The sequence below is a fragment of the Spirochaetota bacterium genome, from assembly GCA_026415295.1.
Taxonomy (GTDB): Bacteria; Spirochaetota; JAAYUW01; order JAAYUW01; family JAOAHJ01; genus JAOAHJ01.
The window spans coordinates 13,420-34,512 of the sequence record JAOAHJ010000033.1 but is presented as its reverse complement, the minus strand read 5'-3'; the positions used below and the strand labels follow the sequence as shown (position 1 = coordinate 34,512).

Below are 21,093 nucleotides of genomic sequence, written 5' to 3'. Positions count from 1 at the left end.
TTTACTTATAAGGATTTAGTTATATGAATTTTATTATAATGGCTGGTGGGAAAAGTTTAAGATTATTTCCACTTACAAGAGAAAATTACCCAAAACAATTTATAAATATATTTGGTTGTAAAAATTTTATAGAAGCAACAATTGAAAGAATAAAAAAAGTAGATTTAGAAAAAACAATATATGTAGTTGGTTCAGAAAATCATAGAGATCTATTTTATCATATTATTAAAAATTACCCAGATGTAAAAATTATTTATGAACCAGAAGGGAAAAATACTTTTTATGCAATTTGCTATACATTAAGTTATATAAAAAATGATGAACCTGTTGTCTGTTTACCCTCTGATCATTTTATTGGAGATGAAGAAAATTTTAATTATTGTATAAAAAAAGGTATCCAAAGTGTTAATAATAATTTAATTTTAATAGGAATAAAACCAGATAGACCTGAAACGGGATATGGATATATTGAATTTGTAAAAGAAAATTTAAATAATATTTTTCAAAATGGTGATATTTATAATTGCAAAGCATTTTATGAAAAGCCCGATTATAAAGATGCTTTAAGATATTTAGAAAGTGGGAATTTTCTTTGGAACTCAGGTATATTTATTTTTCAAAAGTCTTTTATTTATAATAAAATAAACAATTTATATCCTAATATTTATAAAGAACTTATTAAATTAAATGAATTAGTTGATAAAAATAATAATAATAATCAAATATTTAATGAAGAGAAAATTAAAAATATATATTCTACCTTTAGTCCTTTGTCTTTTGATAAAGCAATTTGTGAAAAAATCTCTGAAATTAAGACAGTATATTGTGATTGTAATTGGTCTGATCTTGGCACATTTGAATCTATATTAGAGTTATGTAAAAACAAAAGTATAGTTCCCTTTTTTAGTTCAAACTTTTTTAATAATAATGAAATTAAAAGAAGTAAGGCATATTTAATTAAAGATAAAGAAGTAACTCTTTATGGTTATTGTAATGAAAAATTGGAATTAAATAGAAATAAAAAAGAGGATGAAAATATATTGATAAATAAAAAAGATAAAGATGAGATATTAATTTTTGGAGATGAAAAAATTTATATTATAAATGAAATTCAAAATATTATTATTGTTGATATGAAGGATATTTTATATATATCAAAGAAAGATACAAGTTCAAATATAAAAGAGTTTATTAATTTTATTAATAAAAAAAATTACTCAGATAAAAATAATATTCAAAATGAAAATATGCTTATAAATACAGATTATTTAAAATATCATAAAACAATAAAGAGACCATGGGGAATTTTTACTGAAATATTCAATTCTGATGATGGTTATAAAATAAAGAGGATTGAAGTTTTTGGAAGTGAATCTATATCTCTTCAATTTCATAATAAAAGGGATGAACATTGGATTATTGTAAAAGGTTCTGCAATTATACAATTAGGTGATAAAAAGATGAATTGCAAGAAAGGAGATCATTTTTTTATTCAAAAAGGACAATTACATAGAATAATAAATGAAAATGAAGAAAGTTTAGTATTTATAGAAGTCCAAATAGGTGATTATCTTGAAGAAGATGATATTGTAAGAATTGAAGATAAATATGATAGACTAATCAAATAATATTTTTAATCGAAAAATAAATAAAAAACAGGAAAAATTTATGAATTTATTTTTTGCTTTAAATACTTTTATAAAAAAAATGAAAATTAAAAAGATAAGTATTATATTTTTTTTATCATTATCTATTTTTTTAGTAAATATAAATGATATATATGGTGGAGAAAAAATAGAAATAGTTTTAAATATTTATTCTGATATTGGATGTCCTTTAGAAAATACTCAAATTTATGATGATAAAAATAGTTTAATTGGAGTTACAAGTCAAGATGGAGTATTTAAAACTATCTTTTACAATAATTTTCCAATGTATTTATTAATAAATAAAGATGGTTTTGAAAGGGTTATAATACAGCTTAAAAGAAAAAAATTGATAAATTTATCTATAAATTTATCGCCAATTAAGAATACACAGAAGGAAGTTCCGTTTAATGGTATATTTTACAAGGATAAAGTACCTCTTTCAAAATCAATAATTTATATTAAATCAGCAGGTTTATTGAAAGAGGTATGGACAGATAATGATGGAAGGTTCTCAACAACTATAACAAGAGACCAAAAAGTAATAATATTTTATATTGAATCATTTTTTGATAAAGATTCATATGTAGAAAATATATATATTGAAGAAATACAACCAGAAGAGATAAAAAATGATTTAAATTATATTTATACATCTAGTTTTATTAAGAAAAATTATACAATAAAAAATTTATTTAAAAATCCTTCATATTATTTTTTAAGACTTGTAAATGATACTGTTTATTTTACTGATATTGGAAATGAATTTAGTAAAAAAAATTATTTTAATAATTTGAAATTAAATATATATTCTAAGAATGATAGAGTATTTAAGAATTATCAAATTTTTTTAGATTTAAGGTTTGAAATAAGTAAAATAAAAGAAATATCTCTTGTAAGGCTTTTAGAAGAAGAGTATTTAATAGAATTTAAAGAAGATACTAATAACTATATTTTTAGTTCTTTAGATTATGAAGTAGGAATTAATTTTAAAAGATTATCCAATAATTTTTCTTTTGGTTTTTATAATATTGAAGTTTTTGAGGAAGAATTAAAAAAGTTTATATTTTATGACAAAAATGGAAACCAGAATTTAAGTGTTTATTTTTTTGATGAAAATTTTAAGATTAACGAAAATATTTTTAAAAATCTCTATTATTATTCTTTTTCTATAGTTATTAATAAATCATTTTCATATGATCAATTTCTTGATGATTTTTATTTTAAATCATCAAAGGAAACTATTTTTTTAAACTTTTTTGGGAATTTGTAAAATTTTCAAATTTTTCAATTCTTTTAATTAATATCTAAAATAAACAATAATGAAATAAATAAAAAAAATATTTCTCTAAATATTTTAATCAAAAATTTTATTCAAAAAATTTTTATAAAAGTATTGAAATTTTTTTTAAAAAATTTAGTATAATAATATAAAATTTTATAATTAAGAATAATTCTATGAAAAGAATTAATATTAAATTAAATAAATTTTATTTTATTTATTTTTTAAATTTATTTTTTTTATTATATTCCTGCTCAAATTCATTTGAAGTTATTTGTTCACCAAATGCTATATTGAATGTATCTTTGAATATTGACAATAATAAGAATATTTATAACGAAAATGATAAGATAAAAATTATTTTTACAATAGTTGATTCAAAATATAAACCAGTTTTTTCTAAAATATGGGATATTGAAAATATAAATAAAGAACAGTTAGAATTAAAGCTTGTTCCAGGAAAGTATTTTTATTATAGTATATTAACTAAAGAATGGACTTTTAATGAAAATCAGGAATTCCAATTTAAAATTAAAGCTTTCTTTTATAAAGATTTTATTATTAAGCCATATGAAAAAATAACTATCGATCAAGTTTTTGAGGATATAAATTTATTTAATAAAACCTATAAGTTAAATATAATTAATGAATATACGTTTGAATTTATTTTTAATGAAAACTTGAATAATCTTTCTTATTATTATGATTTTTTGTTTTATTATTATTCTTTATATATTTACTTTGATTTAAATAATGATGGTAAATATGATTCAAAAAAAGACAAATCAGTTAGAATACTGAAAGATAATATAGAAATTATTGATAGAAACAATATAAAATATAAAGCAGTTCTATATTTTGATGATAAATTAAATCATATGAATCAAAAAATTGGAATTTTTTCCAAAACAGGAATTAAAATAAAAACTTCACTTTTTCAAAAAAATTTTTTTGAAATTAACAAAATCGATAAAATTTATTTTTTAGAAGAATTTAAATTTATAGATAGTATATATTTGAAATACTAAAATGAAAAATTTATTCTTTTTTAATAGCTTCAACAGGACATGAATTAATAACTTCATCAATATCGCAACTTGTAAAGTCACAACCCTCAATTACTTGAGCTTTACCATCATCATTTAGTTCAAAACAATCTGGTGCCATTGAGGTACATACTCCACAACCTATACATAGATCTTTATCAACCCAAATTTTCATCTTTTCCTCCTGCTCTGAAAAAATTTATAAATAGTATTAGTGAAGACATAATATTTTTTAATAATTAATTAAAATAAATAATATTATTTTGTTAAAATTAAAATATCATAAAAACTTATTATTTCAATATTTAAATTTTAATAAAAAAATAAAAATTTTAATAAAAATTAAGAATTAATTTTGTTTACAAATTTTTTAATTAACTCTTTTAAAATTAATTATGTATTGAGATTTTGAAAGTAATGATTCAAAATGCGAAATATTTTCATTTGTTTTTGATTTTAATATTATATAGCAAACAACCTTATCAAAGGGTTTTACATGAAAGTTGAGATGTTCAAGTATTAAATTTGATTTATCTATAGAAGATATTATTTCAGTTAAAACATAGGTTGAATTTCCTTTACCAGTTATATTAAATTTAGCAAAATAATATTTAAATTCTTCTGACCATTCAACATCAAATAGTTTATTTCTATTTTTAATATTAATAAGATTTTCACAATTTGATCTGTGTATTATAATTTTTTTCTTTCTGATAGAAACAATCCCTTTTATATGATCTCCAGGCATTGGATTGCAACATTTAGCAAACTCATAATCTATGTTTTTTTCTTTATTTATATATATCTGAAAAGACTTTATCATTTGATTTGAATCTGTTATAGTTTTAATATTATGTTCTTCTTTACTTAAAATTTCAGATTTATTTAATAATTTAGAGGAAATGTTTTTGTTAAGATCATAATTTGTAGTTTTATTTTTAAAATCACTTTTAGGTGTCTGGTTTAAAATATTGTCAATATATTGTAAAGTTTTTGAATTAATAATAATTGAATTGTCTTTGTTTAAAAGCTTCAATTTATTAAAATAACTTTTTAATTTTGATTTTGCTTTTTTGGTTTTTACAAAAGTTAACCAATCTGTTGAAGGAAGTTTTTTTTCAGATGTAATTATCTCTACAACATCCGTATTCTTTAATTCTTTTCTTAATGGTGAGAGTTTACCATTTATTTTAGCTCCAATAGCTTTTAGTCCTATTTCAGTGTGGATAGCAAAGGCAAAATCTAAAGCAGTTGATCCTTTTGGTAACTGTACAACATCACCTTTTGGAGTAAAAATAAATATATCCTCTTTTAAAATTTCAGATTTTATATTGCTTAAAATTTGGTTTGCATCAAAATCATTTTGTTGCCAGTTTTTAATTTTATTTATTAAATTAATTTGTTCTTTTATTTGATTTATATCTTCTATATTTTCTTTATAGATCCAATGAGCAGCTATACCATATTCAGCTACCTTATCCATTTCAAAAGTTCTTATTTGTATTTCAAGTTTTCTTTTTTTATTATCTATGACTGTTGTATGTAAACTTTGATAAAGATTATTTTTTGGTAAAGCAATATAATCTTTAAATCTTCCTGTTATAGGTTTGTAGTTATTGTGAATTATTCCTAAAATTGTATAGCAATCATTTACAGTATTTGCAAGTATTCTTACTCCTATTAAATCAAAAATTTCTTCGAAAGTTTTATTTTCTTCTTTCATTTTTCTATAAATTGAATAAAAATGTTTTACTCTTCCTTTAATTTGGTAATTTTTTAAATTATGTTTTTGAATTAACTGATCTATTTCATTAATTATTTCATTTATTTCTTTTTCTCTTTCATTCTTTTTTTGAGCAATTAAATTTTTTATATAAAGATACATTTTAGGATCTAGAAAGTATAAGCTTCTATCTTCAAGTTCATTTTTAATCCACTCTATTCCTATTCTTTCAGCTAGTGGAGCATATAGTTCAAGCGTATTTTTTGCTATCTGGATTCTTTTAAGAGGAGGTTGATATTGCAAAGTCTGTAGATTATGCAACCTATCTGCTAGTTTAATAAAAAGAATACGTATATCATCTATAAAAGCTAAAATGAAATTTCTCAAGTTATATTCTTCTTTGACATATTTGTATGAAGATTTAATAGTGCTTATTTTTGTTACACCTTGAATAAGTTTTAAAATATTTTCTGAAAAATTTTCTATTATCTCTTTTTCAGTTGTTTCTGTATCTTCAAGTATATCGTGGAGTATTGAAGCTATAATAGTATCTTCATCCATTTTTAAGTTTAATAAAATCATTGCTACATTTATTGGATGAGTAATATAATCTTCCCCAGAAAGCCTTTTCTGCCCTTCGTGTTTTCTTTGAGCAAAATCTATAGCTTTTTTAATTTTTTCGATATTATATATTTTTAAGGATTCAACTTTATTTAATAAATCATTTAATAAATTTGTTGTACTCATAAACTAATAATAAGAAATCTTTAATAACAAAATAAAAAAATTAATTGCAAAATAAAATAATAAAATAGATATTTTCATCAAATTTTAGCTTAATTAATGATTTTTATAACTAAAATAAGAATAATATTTTTTAAAAATAAATACATTAAAAATTTTAATCAAAAAGATTAAAATATTAATATTTTTTATATTAATTTTTCAAAATTATAAGGTGGATAAAAGATTCCTTTATCGGTAATAAAAGCAGATACAAGTTGATTTGGAGTTATATCAAAAGCTGGATTAAATACATTAATATTTAAAGGAGCTATTTGTTTATTAAAACTAAAAATTATTTCATTTTTATCTCTTTCTTCTATAGGGATTTGTTTCCCTTCTTCCAGTTTTAAATCAAAAGTTGTGTAGGGAGCTGCAACATAAAATGGAATGTTGTGATATTTAGCTAATACAGCTATTGAATATGTCCCTATTTTATTTGCAAAATCACCATTTTTACATATTCTATCAGCTCCTACTATTATTTTGTCTATCTTTTTTAATTGCATTAAATATCCTGCCATATTATCACAAATTACATAAGTATTAATACCTTTTTCATTTAACTCGTAGGAAGTAAGCCTTGCTCCTTGTAGTAAAGGTCTTGTTTCATCACAATAAACAGTAATATTATAACCTTTTTCAAAAGCTTTATAAATAGGAGCAAGAGCAGTACCCCATGCACTAGTTGCTAAAGAACCAGCATTACAATGTGTTAAAATTGTGTCTCCATCATTAATGAGGTTTATTCCATATTCTCCAATTTTTTCACATAAACTTTCATCTTCACTTTGGAAAAACTGAGCTTTTTTTTGTAGATTAAGTCCTATATATTCAATAAAATTATTAAAATCAGATTTTTTAAAGATAGTGTTTTGATAAGAAGACTTAAAACTTAATATCATATCGTTAAAATATGTAATTATTTGATCTAATATAAAAAACATATTGTAAGCTGTTGGTCTTGAAGATTTAATAAGATTAATCTTTTCTAAAAATTTGTCCTTTATTTTATCTAAATAATTATTAATTTTATCTATTGAGATGTTGTCATTATCAATATTGATTTTTAATTCTTTTATAACTTCATAATAACTTATAACTGCACCGAATCCTGCAGCAACACCAATAAGAGGAGCACCTCTAACTTTTAATTTTTTAATAGCTTCTATTACTTCTTCAGTTTTTGTTAGTTCTATTATTTTTTTTTCGATAGGTAAAAGTGTTTGATCGATTATTTTTAATTTTCTGGTTTCTTTATCCCATTTAAGTACATCAAATTTCATTTTACCTCCACTAATTAAATCTGTTAAAAATTATTTTTTATTTTTTAATTATTAATAAAATTATTATATTTATTTTTTTATTATTTAATTTATATTTTTAATAAATTTTAATTAATTAATTTATCAAAAATTCTAATAATTTCATTAAAATTAACTTCATATAAGCATCTCATAAAATCATTTTTTAATTTTGGGCAATCTCTTTTATAACATTTTATACAATCTAACTCTTTTTTTTGATATATAAAAGATTTTTGTGTGTTTTTTGTATTATATGGAGCAACTCTTTCGGGAAATGTAGGTCCGAAAAAAGCTAAATTTTTAACTTCTAGGGAATCTGCAATAAAAAGATTCATTGAATCTGATCCTACAAAGAAGTTTGAATTTTTAATAATTAATGGCACTTCATCTAAATCAAGTAGTCCAATAAGAATAAAAGCATTGTTATTTAATAAATAGTTTTCAAAATTATTAAAAAAATTAAATTTTTGAGTATCATTTTCAATAATTTTTATAAAAGATTTTAAGTCAATATTTAAAAAATTTATTAAAAAATTAGTAGAATTATTTAATACAATATTTGATTTGTAATATTGGACTAAAAAATTTTCTGGATCTTTTAAAAGATCTGTTAAAAAATTTAAAAATATTTCTCTTTCTGATTTAGAGCCTAAAAAAATCGAATTAATATTATGCTTTTCTTTTAAGTAGTATGAAAATATTATATAATAAATTAGTGGTAAATTTTTTGAGTTCCATCTTGTGAATGGCGAAAAAGTAACATAATTTCCATTTTCAATTAATTTTATTATAAAATCTTTTTTGTTATTTTTGAGTCTATTTAATATTAGATTTTCTTTAATATTAATTGTTATTTTATTGGGAGTGAATTCTTTGAAATACTTTTTTATTACAATTGCCATTGCATCAACAGCATGCATTGATTTATTTTCTTTTAAATATTTGTATGGTAGACTCCATTTACAATTTTTATATTTTCCTTTACAAAGAAAATAAAAGATTAATGATTTTTCAATACCTTGAAGATCAAAAATAAAATCGTAATTAATTTTATTAATTGTATTTATCACTTTTATTATATCTTTAAATATTAAGTATAAGTTTTTAAAAATAAGGTAGGGTTTTTTTCTTATAATTGATAAAATTTTGATATATTTTATCTCATCATAGAAAAAAAAATTAGTATAAATATTTAAATCCTGGACTAATTTTAAATATTGAGGATCGATTACTGTGTCTATTTGAAAATCAAAGTTATTACCTTTCTTATTTTCCAAATCTTTTAAATTTAGTAGATATTTATACAAACCTGTTATAACTGCCGTTGAATGAATTATATCACCTGCTGATGATATTTTTATTATTAAAATTTTTATTTTTTTTTGCTCTATGTCAGATATTTTATAAAACATCTTTTTCTTTTATGTAACTCTGTATTAAAATATTTCCAGTTGCTTTGAACTTTAGTATTTGTTTCCAATTCTGAATTTGTCTCAACATATTTTATTTTATTTTTTATACAAGTTTTAGTCATTTCTATCATAAGAAGAGCTGGGATTCCTTTCCCTTGCATAAGAGGAGTGACAGCTCCTAAATAAAGATCAAGATATTTAGGCTTCTTTATAGCGTCTAAAACTTTGATAAAACCGAACGGGAAAAGATTTCCTTTAATTCTTTGCAAAGATTCAGACAATGATGGCATTCCTATAACAAAGCCAACTACTGATTTATTTTTATTGACAGCTATTTTTATAAATTCAGGATTCAACTTTGCTAAATAATCTTTTATGTACCTGTTAACGGTTACTTCATCCATTAAAGTTGAACTATATATATCTTTGTATGTTTCCTCTATTATTTTTAATATACTTTTTGTATAAGGTAAAATATCTTCTATTCTATTAAAATTTAAAACCTCTATATTATATCTTTTTTTTACAGCATTTGCAACTCTTTCTGCAACTTCAGGAATTTCTTTTGGAACTGGAAATCTATATTCTACCCAATCTATCTCTTTTTGGTAACCCATTTTGAGAATATGGTCTTCATAATATGGATGATTATAAACAGATGCAACAGTTGGTATTTTATCAAAACCATATATTAATAATCCCTGATGATCAAAATTTGTAAAACCTAATGGTCCATGAATTATGGTTGCTTTTTTTTCAGTAGCCCAACTTTCAGCAAATTTTAATAAAGCAGATGATACCTCATAATCATCGATAAATTCAATCCTTGAAAATCTGACTATTTTTTGATCTAGCATTTGGCATTCTTTATTATTAATAATGCAAGCTATTCTTCCTACAGGTTCATTGTTTTTATAAGCAATTGCAAGAGTAGCTTCACAATAATTATATAAAGGGTTTTTATAAGGATAAAGATTCTTAAATTCATAATTTATAAGTGGTGGAACCCAAAATTTATTTTTTGAATAAATTTTGAAAGGAATTTTTATAAAATCAAGATAATCTTTTTTATTTTTAACTATTTTTATATTTATACTCATAATATCCTCTAAAAAATAATAAAATGTTTAATTAAAGAATAATAAATTTTGATGCTATATTTCAAATCTATTTTCTAAAAATAATAATTTAATAAGTTTTAATTATTTTTAAAATATCAAAAAAAAAATAATTCTATTTATAAAATAGTCAACATTAATTTTACATAATTAAATAACATTTAGGTTTGTAAATCTACTAAATAAAATTAATTGCAATAAAAAGATTTAAATGTAAATTTGCTTTAACGAAAAGATAATTATAAAAGACAAAAAATTTAATTATAATTTTTTATTATGAATTTTAGAAATTTTAATAAATTATTAAAATTGTTTTTTTTACTTTTGTTTTTATTAGTCATAGATTGTAATTCTAGTATAAAAATAGAAAATGTTTATAATTATTTTAATGACTATTGCAGTAAATTTTATGAATCTCAATATTTTAATAAAATTAAAAAAGGTGAAATTTCTAAAATTAGTATATATAATTTTATTAATGAATTACAAGATTTATATTCTGAAGAGAAGATTTGGGATGAAAATAGGATTAATGAGTTTCTTAACTATATTAATAATTTAGAAGAGTCAGATAAACTTGATAGTAATTTTTTATATTACATTAAAGGTTTATTATTATTAAAGTTGAAAAAGTATGAAAATGCTTATAATATATTTAAAAATATAAATGGAAATCCATACTTAATTTTATCTCAAAGAAATGTTGATTATTTATCTTCTTTAATTAATAAACAAAAGAAAGCAAATAATGATCAAGAAAATTCAAAATTAGAAGAAGAAAAATATATAAATGAAATGATAAAAAAAATAGATGTTAAATATATAGAATTTATTAATACATATTATGAAATCTTAAAAGGTTTTTATGAAATTATATTCTCGAAATATACTGATAAAAAAGAAGATAATTCTTTGTATTCTTTTGAAAGGACAAATAAATTAAAATTATTCTTACATACAAAAATATCTGAAGAGATAAATAAATCAATTGCAGATCAATTAGAAAAGAACAAAAAGCTGAGAATAAAAAATGTTGATATTATAAATTTAACAGAAGAAAAAATTTATAGTTATTTTACTAGTCTCGAAAATTTAGAGTATGAAATATTAAATTATTTTTTAAATATTAATTTAATTAATTTATCTAATATATCAAAAATATTTTACTTTTTAGCTCTTATAAATTTATTGCAGGGGGAATATAATTTATTTTTTGATTATTTAGCTTTAGCTTATGTTTGTGGTGGAAATTATTATTATTCAATATTATCATACGGTATTATTAACTCGCTATATAGTGATGAAAAATTTATAAATTTAGAAAAGATATTTTTTGATGAGAGCAAAGATATAATTAATAAATTTGAACATTTCTTTTATAAAGATTTAGAAGATTTTTTTAATAAAAATAAAATAGAACATTTAATTAAAAATATCCTAAAAGAAAAATATAATTTTAATAACGAAGAAATTAGTAAATTTATAGATTTGCTTAAAATACTAGTTAATCATGGATTTTCTGATAGGTTTATCAATATTATTAATTATTTATCTTCTTTATCTGATGATAAAATTAAATTATATGAGATAAATAGGAATTTTGGTTTTTTTATTGGAAATTTAAATTATTCCGTTTATTATCAAAATTTAATCTTCAATGAAAAATCTAAAAACTTTTATATTAATTTTAGAGATAATTCTTTATTTTTCTTAAAGATAAAAAACAAAATTTATTCTATGAGTGATAAAAATCTTTTGATTAAAGAAAAAAAAGACATTCATACAAAGGATGAAATTTTTTCCACTAAAAAAGATTTGAATTTATTTTTAAACAACTCCTTCTATTTTGATGAAGAAATATTGAATATTTTTCTTAATTTTATAGCTTCATCTAATTTATATGAATATATTTTTTCTTTTCCGTACTTTTTTATGGATCTAATTGATAAAAATAATGTCGAAAAATATTTTGATTCTTTTGAAATATTGTCTTTATTAAGAGAAGAATCATATTTTAAAAAAGATGCTGTTTCTCCTGCAGGAGCTATTGGACTTATGCAATTAATGCCATCAACAGCTTATTATTTATATTATAAAAAAGCTTATAAATATGATAAAGATTTTATTAATAAACTATCAGAACCAGAAACTTCAATTATTTTAGGAATTAAATATTTAAATCAAGTTTATTTAACATTAAATTCTAAAGGGCTCTCTTTTGCTGCTTATAATGGAGGTCCAAATAGAATAAAAAGACTATTTCAAAATAGATCTTTTTATACTTTATTGGATACTGAATTTATAAATATTTCTGAGACACAAATCTATATTAAAAAAATTATGAGAAGTTATTTGTTTTACAAATTAATTTATGACAATAATAGTATTATGGATACATTTGGTTATATAATAAGATATTGGTAAAATATTTTAGAAATAAAAAGGGTAATTGGATGGAAATAATTTTTGCAACACAAAATAAACATAAAATTGATGAAGTTAATAATAAATTAAAAAGTTTTTTTAATAATAAAAATGATATAATTTATAATTTAAAATTTATAAATCTTTCTGATCTTTCATTTTATGAAGATATTGAAGAAAGTGGAAAAACATTTAATGAAAATGCTAAAATCAAATGTGAATATATATTTGAAAAGTTTAAAAAGCCAGTTATTGGAGAAGATTCAGGATTGACTAATTTATTATTAACTTTTTCAATTAAAAATTTTGGTAAGGATTATTTTATTAATAATTTGTTAAAAAATTTTTTAAAATATATTGAAACTAAAAATATTCTTAATAATTTTGGTTTAATTAGTAATAAAATAATGGATTTTTTTAATTTTGCTCTTTATGAGAAAGATATATCAATATTACCTGGGGTTTTTTCTAAAAGGTTTTGTTTTATAGATGAAACTGAAGAAAGAAATAAAATTTTGTTGAATTTAGTTTATTATTTGAAAAATGCTGTTTTTGATGAAATTAAGTTTGATTATAAAAATTTTTTGTTTAATTTTTTAGAAGAGCTGTTTAAAGAAAATAAAGATAACAAAAGTTTAAATAAATTAAAAAATCTAATATTGGAAGAAAAATTCTGCAAGTTATATAATGATTATTACTTTTTTTCATATTTTACAACTTCTATTTACTTTAAGTCAGAAGAAAAAGAGATAGAAGCTAATGGTTATATTTTTGGTTACCTTACTGATCCTAAAGGTAACTATGGTTTTGGTTATGACCCTATTTTTTATGTACCTGAATTACAAAAAACCTTAGCTGAGCTACAAATTAGTGAAAAAAATCTAGTTTCTCATAGACAAGAAGCATTTGAAATATTTATTAATAAGTTATTAAATAATTTTTTTTAATTTATAAAACTTAAATTGTATGTTTTTTATTACCTTCTTAAGTGAGTTTTATGAGTAATGTAAAATATCTGGTAGTAATTGTTGAAAATGAATTTTCAGGAAATGTTGGTTCAATTGCAAGATTAATGGGAAATTTTGATTTTAATAGACTTATTTTAGTTAATCCATTATGGAAAGATGAAACTGAAGGTAAGTGGATGGCTCATACTGATTTAGGCAAAAGAATATTTGAAAATAGAGTAGTTTACAAAGATTTTGATGATTTTTTATTTAATGAAAAACCACATATTGTGGTAGCCTTCACTCGAAGATCAGGTAAAGATAGAGAAATATCTTCAAATCACAAAGAATTTTTCCAGAATTTTTACAATTCAATAATGGAAAATAAGTTAAATAATCAAAATTTTACTGTAGCTCTTATTTTTGGAAAAGAAAGTACAGGACTTGAGGATTCTATTATTCAAAAATGCGAAAAACTTTTATATATACCCACAAATCCTGAATCACCATCTTTAAATTTAGCACAAGCAGTTTGTATTATTCTTAGTGAAATATACTATATTGAGAATATACAATATAAAAATTGTTTAATTAAAAAAGATCATGAAATGAAAGAATCAAAAAAAATAGTTTCTGGATTAAATTTTGAGGTAGAAAGTATATTTAAGTTAGCGACAACTAAAGATAAGGAAAAATTTTTTGAAGAAATTATTGAAGCTTCTAAGAGAAAAAAACTATTTATTCGAAATGATGTTGAAAAGTTCAAAAGACTTTTTAATAGAATTTTTACATCACCTTATATAACCAAAAAGGATCTTAATTTATTAAAGAAATATTTAATGAGGTTTATTTTTGCTCCTTTGATAGATGAAAATAAAAAAATTTAATTTTTTATGTTTTAAATTTGAAGATTTTTAATTAATATTTTTTAATTATTAATAAGGTATTATACAATATATATATTATATAATAAAATTATAAAATAGTTAAATTATTTATAAAAAATATGAATAAAAAAAATTTATTTTTTAATATTTTTCTAATTCTAACACCATTAATTTTTTTAACTATTATAATATTTTTTTTCCTTATAATTTTTAATTTTAACTTTGAAAAATTATGGAGTTTTATTTTTAATTTAAAAAATAAAGAAAATTCTATTATTAAATTATTATTATTGCAGTTTGTATTAATTTTTTTAGTTCCTTTTGTTTTTTTGATTTTTAAAGAGAAGAAAATCCCTTTTTATTCTTTTATCAAATTAAAGACTTTAATAAGTTCAATAAAATTCTTATTTTTATCTTTAGTTTTTGCTATTTTTCTACAAATGATTATTAGTATAATGTTTTTAAATGGTTTAATGAGTTCAGAAAGTTATCAAAAAAATATTTTTGATTTTATTAATTATTCTAAAATATATTCTTTTTTATTCATTGTGATACTTGCTCCGATTTCAGAAGAATTTTATTTCCGAGGTTTATTTTCCTTATTTTCAAAAAATTTTAACCAAAAAAATTTTTATTTTTTTTATTTTTTATCTTCCTCTTTCTTTTTTACTTTTTTACATTTTGATTTTGTTAGAATACCTTACTTAATAATAATTTCATTATCTTTTTGTTATGTTTTTGTAGAAACTCAAAACTTATGGTACACTACAATATTCCATTTTTTAATCAATTTTTTTCAATTTATTATTATTATCTTTAATAACAATTATAATGATCAATTACTAAATTATAATTTTGAAAATAATTTTTTTGATATTAAATTTTATTTAATTTTTATTTTAATAATAATGTTTTTTATAGCTAGAAGTATTATCAGAATTATATTAAAAAGGGAGATTAAAAATAGTTTAGAATAAATTAAAAAAATTATATATTAATTATTTTTTATTTTTGCTTGAAATTAGAAAAAAATATAGAATTATATATATATAATTATAATTTCAAGAGAATGTATATGAATATACAAAAGAAAATCTTATCAGTTACTATTCCATTGATAGTTTTTCCTTTACTTTTTATAGCAGTTTTATCTACAAAAACCGCAAATGATGGTATAACTAAGGTAGCTAAAGAGTTTCTTTCTTTTAAACTTGAAGATATGTATAAGAATATTTCTTATCAATATGATATTTTAGAAGAAACAAATCTATTGAATGATCAGGAAATGTTAAAAAAAACTTATGATGGTATAGAGGAGTATTCTAGAACTATTAAATTATCTAAAACTGGATATATTGAGGTTATTAGTTTTGAGGGTTTTGTAGTAATTTCTCCAAGAAATAAAGGAGCAAATATAAAAAATTCTGAACTTTTTAATAAAATAATTAAAAATGAATTTGGATGGATAGAATATAAATCTGATAATGTACAAAGAGTAGGTATGTATATTTCCTTTTCTCCATGGAAATGGTATATTGTTATATCAGAAGAAGCTAAAACTTTTTATTCAGAAACAGAAAAAATTAGAATACAAATTTTAGTTGTTGGAATCATAACTATTATCTTTATTTTTTTAGTATTATCTTTTGTTATTAGCAAAATTACTTTTCCTATTAAAGCTCTAAATGGGACAATAAACGATATTATAGAAACCAATGATTTGAATAAAAAAGTAAAAGTTTATTATAATGATGAAATTGGAAATTTATCTGCCTCATTTAATATAATGATAGAATCATTAAATCAAGCTTATAATGCTGTTAAAAATTATGCTTATAAAGCTATTATAGCAAAAGAAAACGAAAAGAGAGTAAGAACTGTTTTTCAGAAATATGTACCAAAAGAAGTAGTAGATCAAATGTTAAAAATTAAATCTACTAATGCTTCAATTTTAATTGGAAATAAACAAATTTGTACTATCTTATTTTCAGATATAAGAGATTTTACTACAATATCAGAATCAATGAAAGCTGATGAACTGGTAAAGTCACTTAATCGGTATTTTAATTTTATGGTAGATAAAATCATAGCTAATAATGGAATAATAGATAAATTTATAGGTGATGCTATAATGGCAGTTTTTGGTGCTCCAATAGTTCATGAAAATGATGCTTTAAATTGTGTTAAAGCTGGATTTCAAATGATTGAGGTATTAAAAGAGTTTAATAAACAACAAGAAGAACTTGGTAAGGTAAAATTTAAAATAGGAGTTGGAATTTCAACAGGAGAGGTAATTGCTGGAAATATTGGTTCAGAGCAAAAAGTAGATTATACGGTTATAGGAGATCCTGTAAATACCGCATCTAGACTTGAAGGCTTAACTAAAGCTTATAAAGTCCCAATTCTAATTTCAGAGTATACTAAAGTTTATATAGAAAAACATTTTCCTACAAGGGAACTTGATTTGATAAGACCAAAAGGAAAAAATATTCCTTTTGCTATCTATCAACCTTTTGAAAAAATAGATAGTACTCTTGAAAAAGTTATTGAGCTTTATAAAAAAGGCTTAAGTTATTATAAATCAAGAGATTGGGATAAAGCAATAAATTATTTTGCTCAAGCATATGAAATTAATGAAGATGGCCCATCTTTGATTTACATAGATAGATGCAAATATTATAAGGATAATCCACCACCTAGTGATTGGGATGGTGTATATGTTTTTCATGAAAAGTAAAAACATTATTAAACTTTTTTTTATGTTTTTTAAAATTTCTTCTTTAACAATAGGTGGTGGTTATGCTATGATACCTGTTATTGAAGATGAAATTGTTAATAATTTTAAATTTATTGAAAGGAGTAAGTTTTATTATATAGTTGCTAAATCACAAGCTATTCCTGGAGTGATAGCTTTTAATATATCTTTAATATTGGGTTATGAAATAGCTGGTTTTTGGGGGGCTTTCTTTTCTGGAATAGGAGTTATTTTACCACCTTTTTTAATAATATTAATTATATCTATCTATTATGAAAACTTCATTAAATATAAAATAATTAATGAGTTTCTCTATGGTGTTAAGGTTTGTCTTACTGCTGTTATGATAAATTTAAGTTATAAATTGTTAAAAGAAAAAAATTGGGATCCTTTTTCCTTAGCTTGTACCTTTTTCTTAGTTTTTATATATTATTATTTGAAAATTAATCCAATAATTTTATTGATTTTAGGTGTAATTATATTTTTTTTAAAATCAAAAGTATTTAAAGAATATTTAAAATAAATTAATATTCTTCATTAAAAATTGATTCTTTATTTAATTTTTTAATTATATTTCTTATATTTTTTTTATTAAAAAATATAAAAAATTTTTATTTAGAATTTATAAATTATGTTAATAAAATTATACTTTATATTTTTTAAGATTGGGTTAATTGCATATGGAGGTGGATATACTATTATAAGTCTTTTATATCATGATTTTGTAGATTTATATAATTGGATTTCTAAAGAAGATTTTTTTAATCTTATTTCTATTGCACAAATAACACCAGGGCCGATAGCTATTAATTCAGCAACTTTTATTGGTTATAAATTAAGTGGATTTTTAGGCTCATTAATATCAACTATAGGAGTTATAACTCCTTCTATAATATTGGTAATACTTTTAATTATTGTTCTTAAAAAAGTTAACTTAAATGATAGTATTTTTTTGAATATCATTTTGAAAACTGTTGTTGTATTAATTATTATTACTGCTTTAAATCTTTTCAATAATATTTTTGAGCTAAAAAAAATAAGAGATTTAATTTTTTCATTTATTTTTGAAAATAATAAATATTATAAAGATAGTTTTATTAATGAAAATTTTATTATGAAATATTTTTTTACAATATTTATTTTTATAACTAATTTATTAATATTAAATTTTAAAAAAATTAAGATTAAAATATATTATTTAATGTTTCTTTCAGGTTTATTTTTTATTATTATTTCATATTTATCTTATCAATTTTAATTATAATATTTAATGAATAAGAATCTAAATTATTGATTAATTTAGAATGTTATTTATATTTCTTTTGATATGGAAAAAAATTTATTTTTATTAAGTTCATATGATTTTGATCTCCCAGAGTCATATATTGCAATTTATCCTAGAAAAGAAAGAGATAGAGCTAAGTTATTAATAGTTAATAAAAAAGGAGATATAATAAAGGATACATATTTTTTTGATATAGAAAATTTTATAAACGAAAATGATCTATTAATTTTAAATAATACCAAAGTTATTAAATCTCAATTAAATGCTATTTTATATAACAAAAACCTTTTTTTTAATGTAAACCTTGTTGAAGCTATTTCCGAAAGAAAGTATTTAGCTTTTATAAAAAATAGGAAAAAATTAAAATTTGGAGACATACTCATAGTTAATAAGGAATTTGAAAAACATTATAAAATAGAAAATAATTTTATTTTAAATGATTCTTTACTTTATTTTAAAGTGAATAAATTTATTGATGATAAAGTAGAAATAGAATTTAATAAACCAGTAAACTATGATTTACTTGAAAAATATGGAAATATTCCAATTCCTCCATATTTGAAAAGAAAACCTATTCAAATAGATGAAGAATATTACCAAACTGTTTATTCAAAGGAGCCAGGTTCTTTTGCTGCACCTACTGCTGGTCTACATTTTACTTATGAACTTTTAGAGAAATTAAAGAATAAAGGTGTATTAATAGATTATTTAACTTTGAATATAGGTGCTGGAACTTTTAATCCAATAAGAACGGAGAATATTAATGATCATAAGATGCATGAGGAAGAATATTTTTTAAGTAAAGAACTTGTAGATAAAATAAATAGAACGAAAAAAATGGGTAACAAAGTAATAGCTTGTGGTACAACTACTTTAAGAGCTTTAGAAGGAAATTATTTTTCCTATAATCAATTAAAAGAAGGTTATCATAGAACAGATATTTTTATAAAGCCTAATTTTGAATTTAAAGTTGTAGATAGTTTAATTACAAACTTTCATACACCTAAGTCTACATTATTAATATTAGTTTGTGCTTTTGCAGGTTATGATAATATTTTTAAATATTATGAATATGCTAAAGAAAACAAATATAAGTTTTTTTCATATGGAGATGCAATGTTTATTTTATAATGATATTTATAAATAAAATACTTTGATTATTTTTATTTTAAGAAGTATTAATTACATTTTAAAATAAATTAGTAAGTTATTAAATTATAACCTTTAGTAATTAAATATAAAATGTAGAGGTTTTATGAGAAGAAGAAATTTTATTGTTTTAATAGTTTCATTAATTTTAATTTTAGTTTTAATATACATTGCTTTTTTAGTTACAAAAAATTATTATAAAATTTCTACAATAGAGAAGTTATCAACTGATAAAAATGAATTAATTTGTCTTGTTGTGGGAGTTGATTCTAAAGAGATTAGCAAAGGTAGAACTGATACAATTTTTGTCGTTTTTTTTAACTTAATTACCAAAAAAGTACTTATATATTCTTTACCTAGAGATTTAAGAGTTAAAGTAAGTGATCCTTCAAAAACTGTATATGATAAGATAAATTCTGTTTATTCAAAATATAATATATCAGTTCTCAAAGAAACTATTGAATCTTTACTTGAAATTTCTATTCCTTACTATGTTATAATCAATTATGATTTTGTTTCAAGTTTAGTAGATATACTTGGAGGAATCAAAATTTATATAGATAAAGATATGAGTTATATAGATAAAGCCGGTGGTTTATATATAAATTTAAAAAAAGGATTGCAAATCCTTGATGGGGAAAAAGTTCTTGAATATTTGAGATTTAGAAGTGATGAAGAAGGAGATATTGGAAGACTCAACAGACAAATTAATTTTCTTAATGTATTATTACAAAGAAAAAAAGAGATTCTTGATTTTAAAAATGTTCCTAAAGTAGTAGATATTCTTTTTAAAAAAACAAAAACAAATTTTACTTTGTCAGATGTAAAAATATTACTTAATGAACTTGAGAAAATTGAAATTTCAAATTTTTATTATGATACAGTTTTAACTAAACCAGTAAGGATTGGTGGAACTGATTACCTTGAAATTTTACAAAAAGGAACTTATGATAGAGAAAGATTAAAAAACTTAAGAGAATTTCTTGCTAGCAATGAAAAGAAATATTATGGAAAAATAAGGGTTGAAATTTTAAATGCTTCAAACAAATTAGGATTAGCTAAATTACTAAGAAATAAACTTGTTTATTATAACATAGATGTTATATATTTTGGTAATTATAGCAAAAATTTAAAAGAGACTGTTATTATTGATAGAACAGGTAATCTTTTTTATGCAAAAAGTATTCAAACTATTTTAAGAACAGGTTCTATAAATACCAATAAAAATTTTGATCTTGGTGTAGATGTAACAATTATTTTAGGCGAAGATTTTAATATAGATAATGTAGACTAATTTTAGAAGAAAAAAAATTTTTATTTATTTTTAAT

At 20.6% G+C, this 21,093-nt stretch carries 17 protein-coding genes; 12 read left to right on the top strand and 5 right to left on the bottom strand.

Features of this window, described 5'->3' with window-relative positions:
• Positions 1 to 23: 23 nt before the first annotated feature.
• The 3 genes from N3A58_08165 to N3A58_08155 all read left to right on the top strand — a co-directional run bounded on the left by N3A58_08165 (position 24) and on the right by N3A58_08155 (position 3,956).
• On the top strand, positions 24 to 1,628 hold the full coding sequence (locus tag N3A58_08165) for a sugar phosphate nucleotidyltransferase (protein MCX8059373.1): 1,605 nt from the start codon (positions 24 to 26) through the stop codon (positions 1,626 to 1,628).
• 40 nt (positions 1,629 to 1,668) lie between these two features.
• Positions 1,669 to 2,919 carry a hypothetical protein gene (locus tag N3A58_08160; protein MCX8059372.1) on the top strand — a complete coding sequence of 417 codons (1,251 nt, stop codon included), beginning with the start codon at positions 1,669 to 1,671 and terminating at the stop codon, positions 2,917 to 2,919.
• A 185-nt stretch (positions 2,920 to 3,104) separates the two neighbouring features.
• The gene (locus N3A58_08155) at positions 3,105 to 3,956 is read left to right on the top strand and encodes a hypothetical protein (protein ID MCX8059371.1); all 852 of its coding nucleotides are present in this window, start codon (positions 3,105 to 3,107) and stop codon (positions 3,954 to 3,956) included.
• A 10-nt stretch (positions 3,957 to 3,966) separates the two neighbouring features.
• Here the strand turns inward: N3A58_08155 and N3A58_08150 are convergent, their stop codons facing one another.
• The 5 genes from N3A58_08150 to N3A58_08130 form a co-directional block, all read right to left on the bottom strand.
• Positions 3,967 to 4,149 (bottom strand): ferredoxin, encoded by a 183-nt coding sequence (locus N3A58_08150; GenBank protein MCX8059370.1) that lies wholly within the window; start codon positions 4,147 to 4,149, stop codon positions 3,967 to 3,969.
• A gap of 195 nt (positions 4,150 to 4,344) precedes the next feature.
• A complete protein-coding gene (locus N3A58_08145) occupies positions 4,345 to 6,444 on the bottom strand; it encodes a RelA/SpoT family protein (GenBank protein MCX8059369.1) in 2,100 nt (699 codons plus the stop codon).
• 185 nt (positions 6,445 to 6,629) lie between these two features.
• Positions 6,630 to 7,766, bottom strand: a complete 1,137-nt coding sequence (gene mtnA, locus N3A58_08140) for an S-methyl-5-thioribose-1-phosphate isomerase (GenBank protein MCX8059368.1) — start codon at positions 7,764 to 7,766, stop codon at positions 6,630 to 6,632.
• A 107-nt stretch (positions 7,767 to 7,873) separates the two neighbouring features.
• Positions 7,874 to 9,199: a hypothetical protein gene (locus tag N3A58_08135; protein ID MCX8059367.1), complete on the bottom strand. Its 1,326-nt coding sequence runs from the start codon at positions 9,197 to 9,199 to the stop codon at positions 7,874 to 7,876.
• Positions 9,175 to 10,299, bottom strand: a complete 1,125-nt coding sequence (locus N3A58_08130) for a hypothetical protein (protein ID MCX8059366.1) — start codon at positions 10,297 to 10,299, stop codon at positions 9,175 to 9,177. Before N3A58_08130 ends, N3A58_08135 begins: the two co-directional genes overlap by 25 nt.
• Before the next feature lie 294 nt (positions 10,300 to 10,593).
• On the opposite strand from N3A58_08130, the gene N3A58_08125 reads away from it, so the two are divergent.
• The 9 genes from N3A58_08125 (at position 10,594) to N3A58_08085 (ending at position 21,058) form a co-directional block, all read left to right on the top strand.
• Positions 10,594 to 12,741: a transglycosylase SLT domain-containing protein gene (locus tag N3A58_08125; GenBank protein ID MCX8059365.1), complete on the top strand. Its 2,148-nt coding sequence runs from the start codon at positions 10,594 to 10,596 to the stop codon at positions 12,739 to 12,741.
• Positions 12,742 to 12,770: 29 nt separating this feature from the next.
• Positions 12,771 to 13,688 carry a non-canonical purine NTP pyrophosphatase gene (locus N3A58_08120; GenBank protein ID MCX8059364.1) on the top strand — a complete coding sequence of 306 codons (918 nt, stop codon included), beginning with the start codon at positions 12,771 to 12,773 and terminating at the stop codon, positions 13,686 to 13,688.
• A gap of 50 nt (positions 13,689 to 13,738) precedes the next feature.
• Positions 13,739 to 14,575, top strand: a complete 837-nt coding sequence (locus N3A58_08115; GenBank protein MCX8059363.1) for an RNA methyltransferase — start codon at positions 13,739 to 13,741, stop codon at positions 14,573 to 14,575.
• A 119-nt stretch (positions 14,576 to 14,694) separates the two neighbouring features.
• Positions 14,695 to 15,552 (top strand): CPBP family glutamic-type intramembrane protease, encoded by an 858-nt coding sequence (locus N3A58_08110; protein MCX8059362.1) that lies wholly within the window; start codon positions 14,695 to 14,697, stop codon positions 15,550 to 15,552.
• A gap of 98 nt (positions 15,553 to 15,650) precedes the next feature.
• Complete coding sequence (locus N3A58_08105; protein MCX8059361.1) at positions 15,651 to 17,312, top strand: Cache 3/Cache 2 fusion domain-containing protein; 1,662 nt, start codon at positions 15,651 to 15,653, stop codon at positions 17,310 to 17,312.
• Positions 17,293 to 17,853, top strand: a complete 561-nt coding sequence (locus tag N3A58_08100) for a chromate transporter (GenBank protein MCX8059360.1) — start codon at positions 17,293 to 17,295, stop codon at positions 17,851 to 17,853. Before N3A58_08105 ends, N3A58_08100 begins: the two co-directional genes overlap by 20 nt.
• 108 nt (positions 17,854 to 17,961) lie before the next feature.
• Positions 17,962 to 18,588, top strand: coding sequence for a chromate transporter (locus N3A58_08095; protein ID MCX8059359.1), 627 nt, complete (start codon positions 17,962 to 17,964; stop codon positions 18,586 to 18,588).
• A gap of 69 nt (positions 18,589 to 18,657) precedes the next feature.
• On the top strand, positions 18,658 to 19,746 hold the full coding sequence (queA, locus tag N3A58_08090; protein ID MCX8059358.1) for a tRNA preQ1(34) S-adenosylmethionine ribosyltransferase-isomerase QueA: 1,089 nt from the start codon (positions 18,658 to 18,660) through the stop codon (positions 19,744 to 19,746).
• 124 nt (positions 19,747 to 19,870) lie between these two features.
• Complete coding sequence (locus tag N3A58_08085; GenBank protein ID MCX8059357.1) at positions 19,871 to 21,058, top strand: LCP family protein; 1,188 nt, start codon at positions 19,871 to 19,873, stop codon at positions 21,056 to 21,058.
• The last annotated feature ends 35 nt before the right edge of the window (positions 21,059 to 21,093 follow it).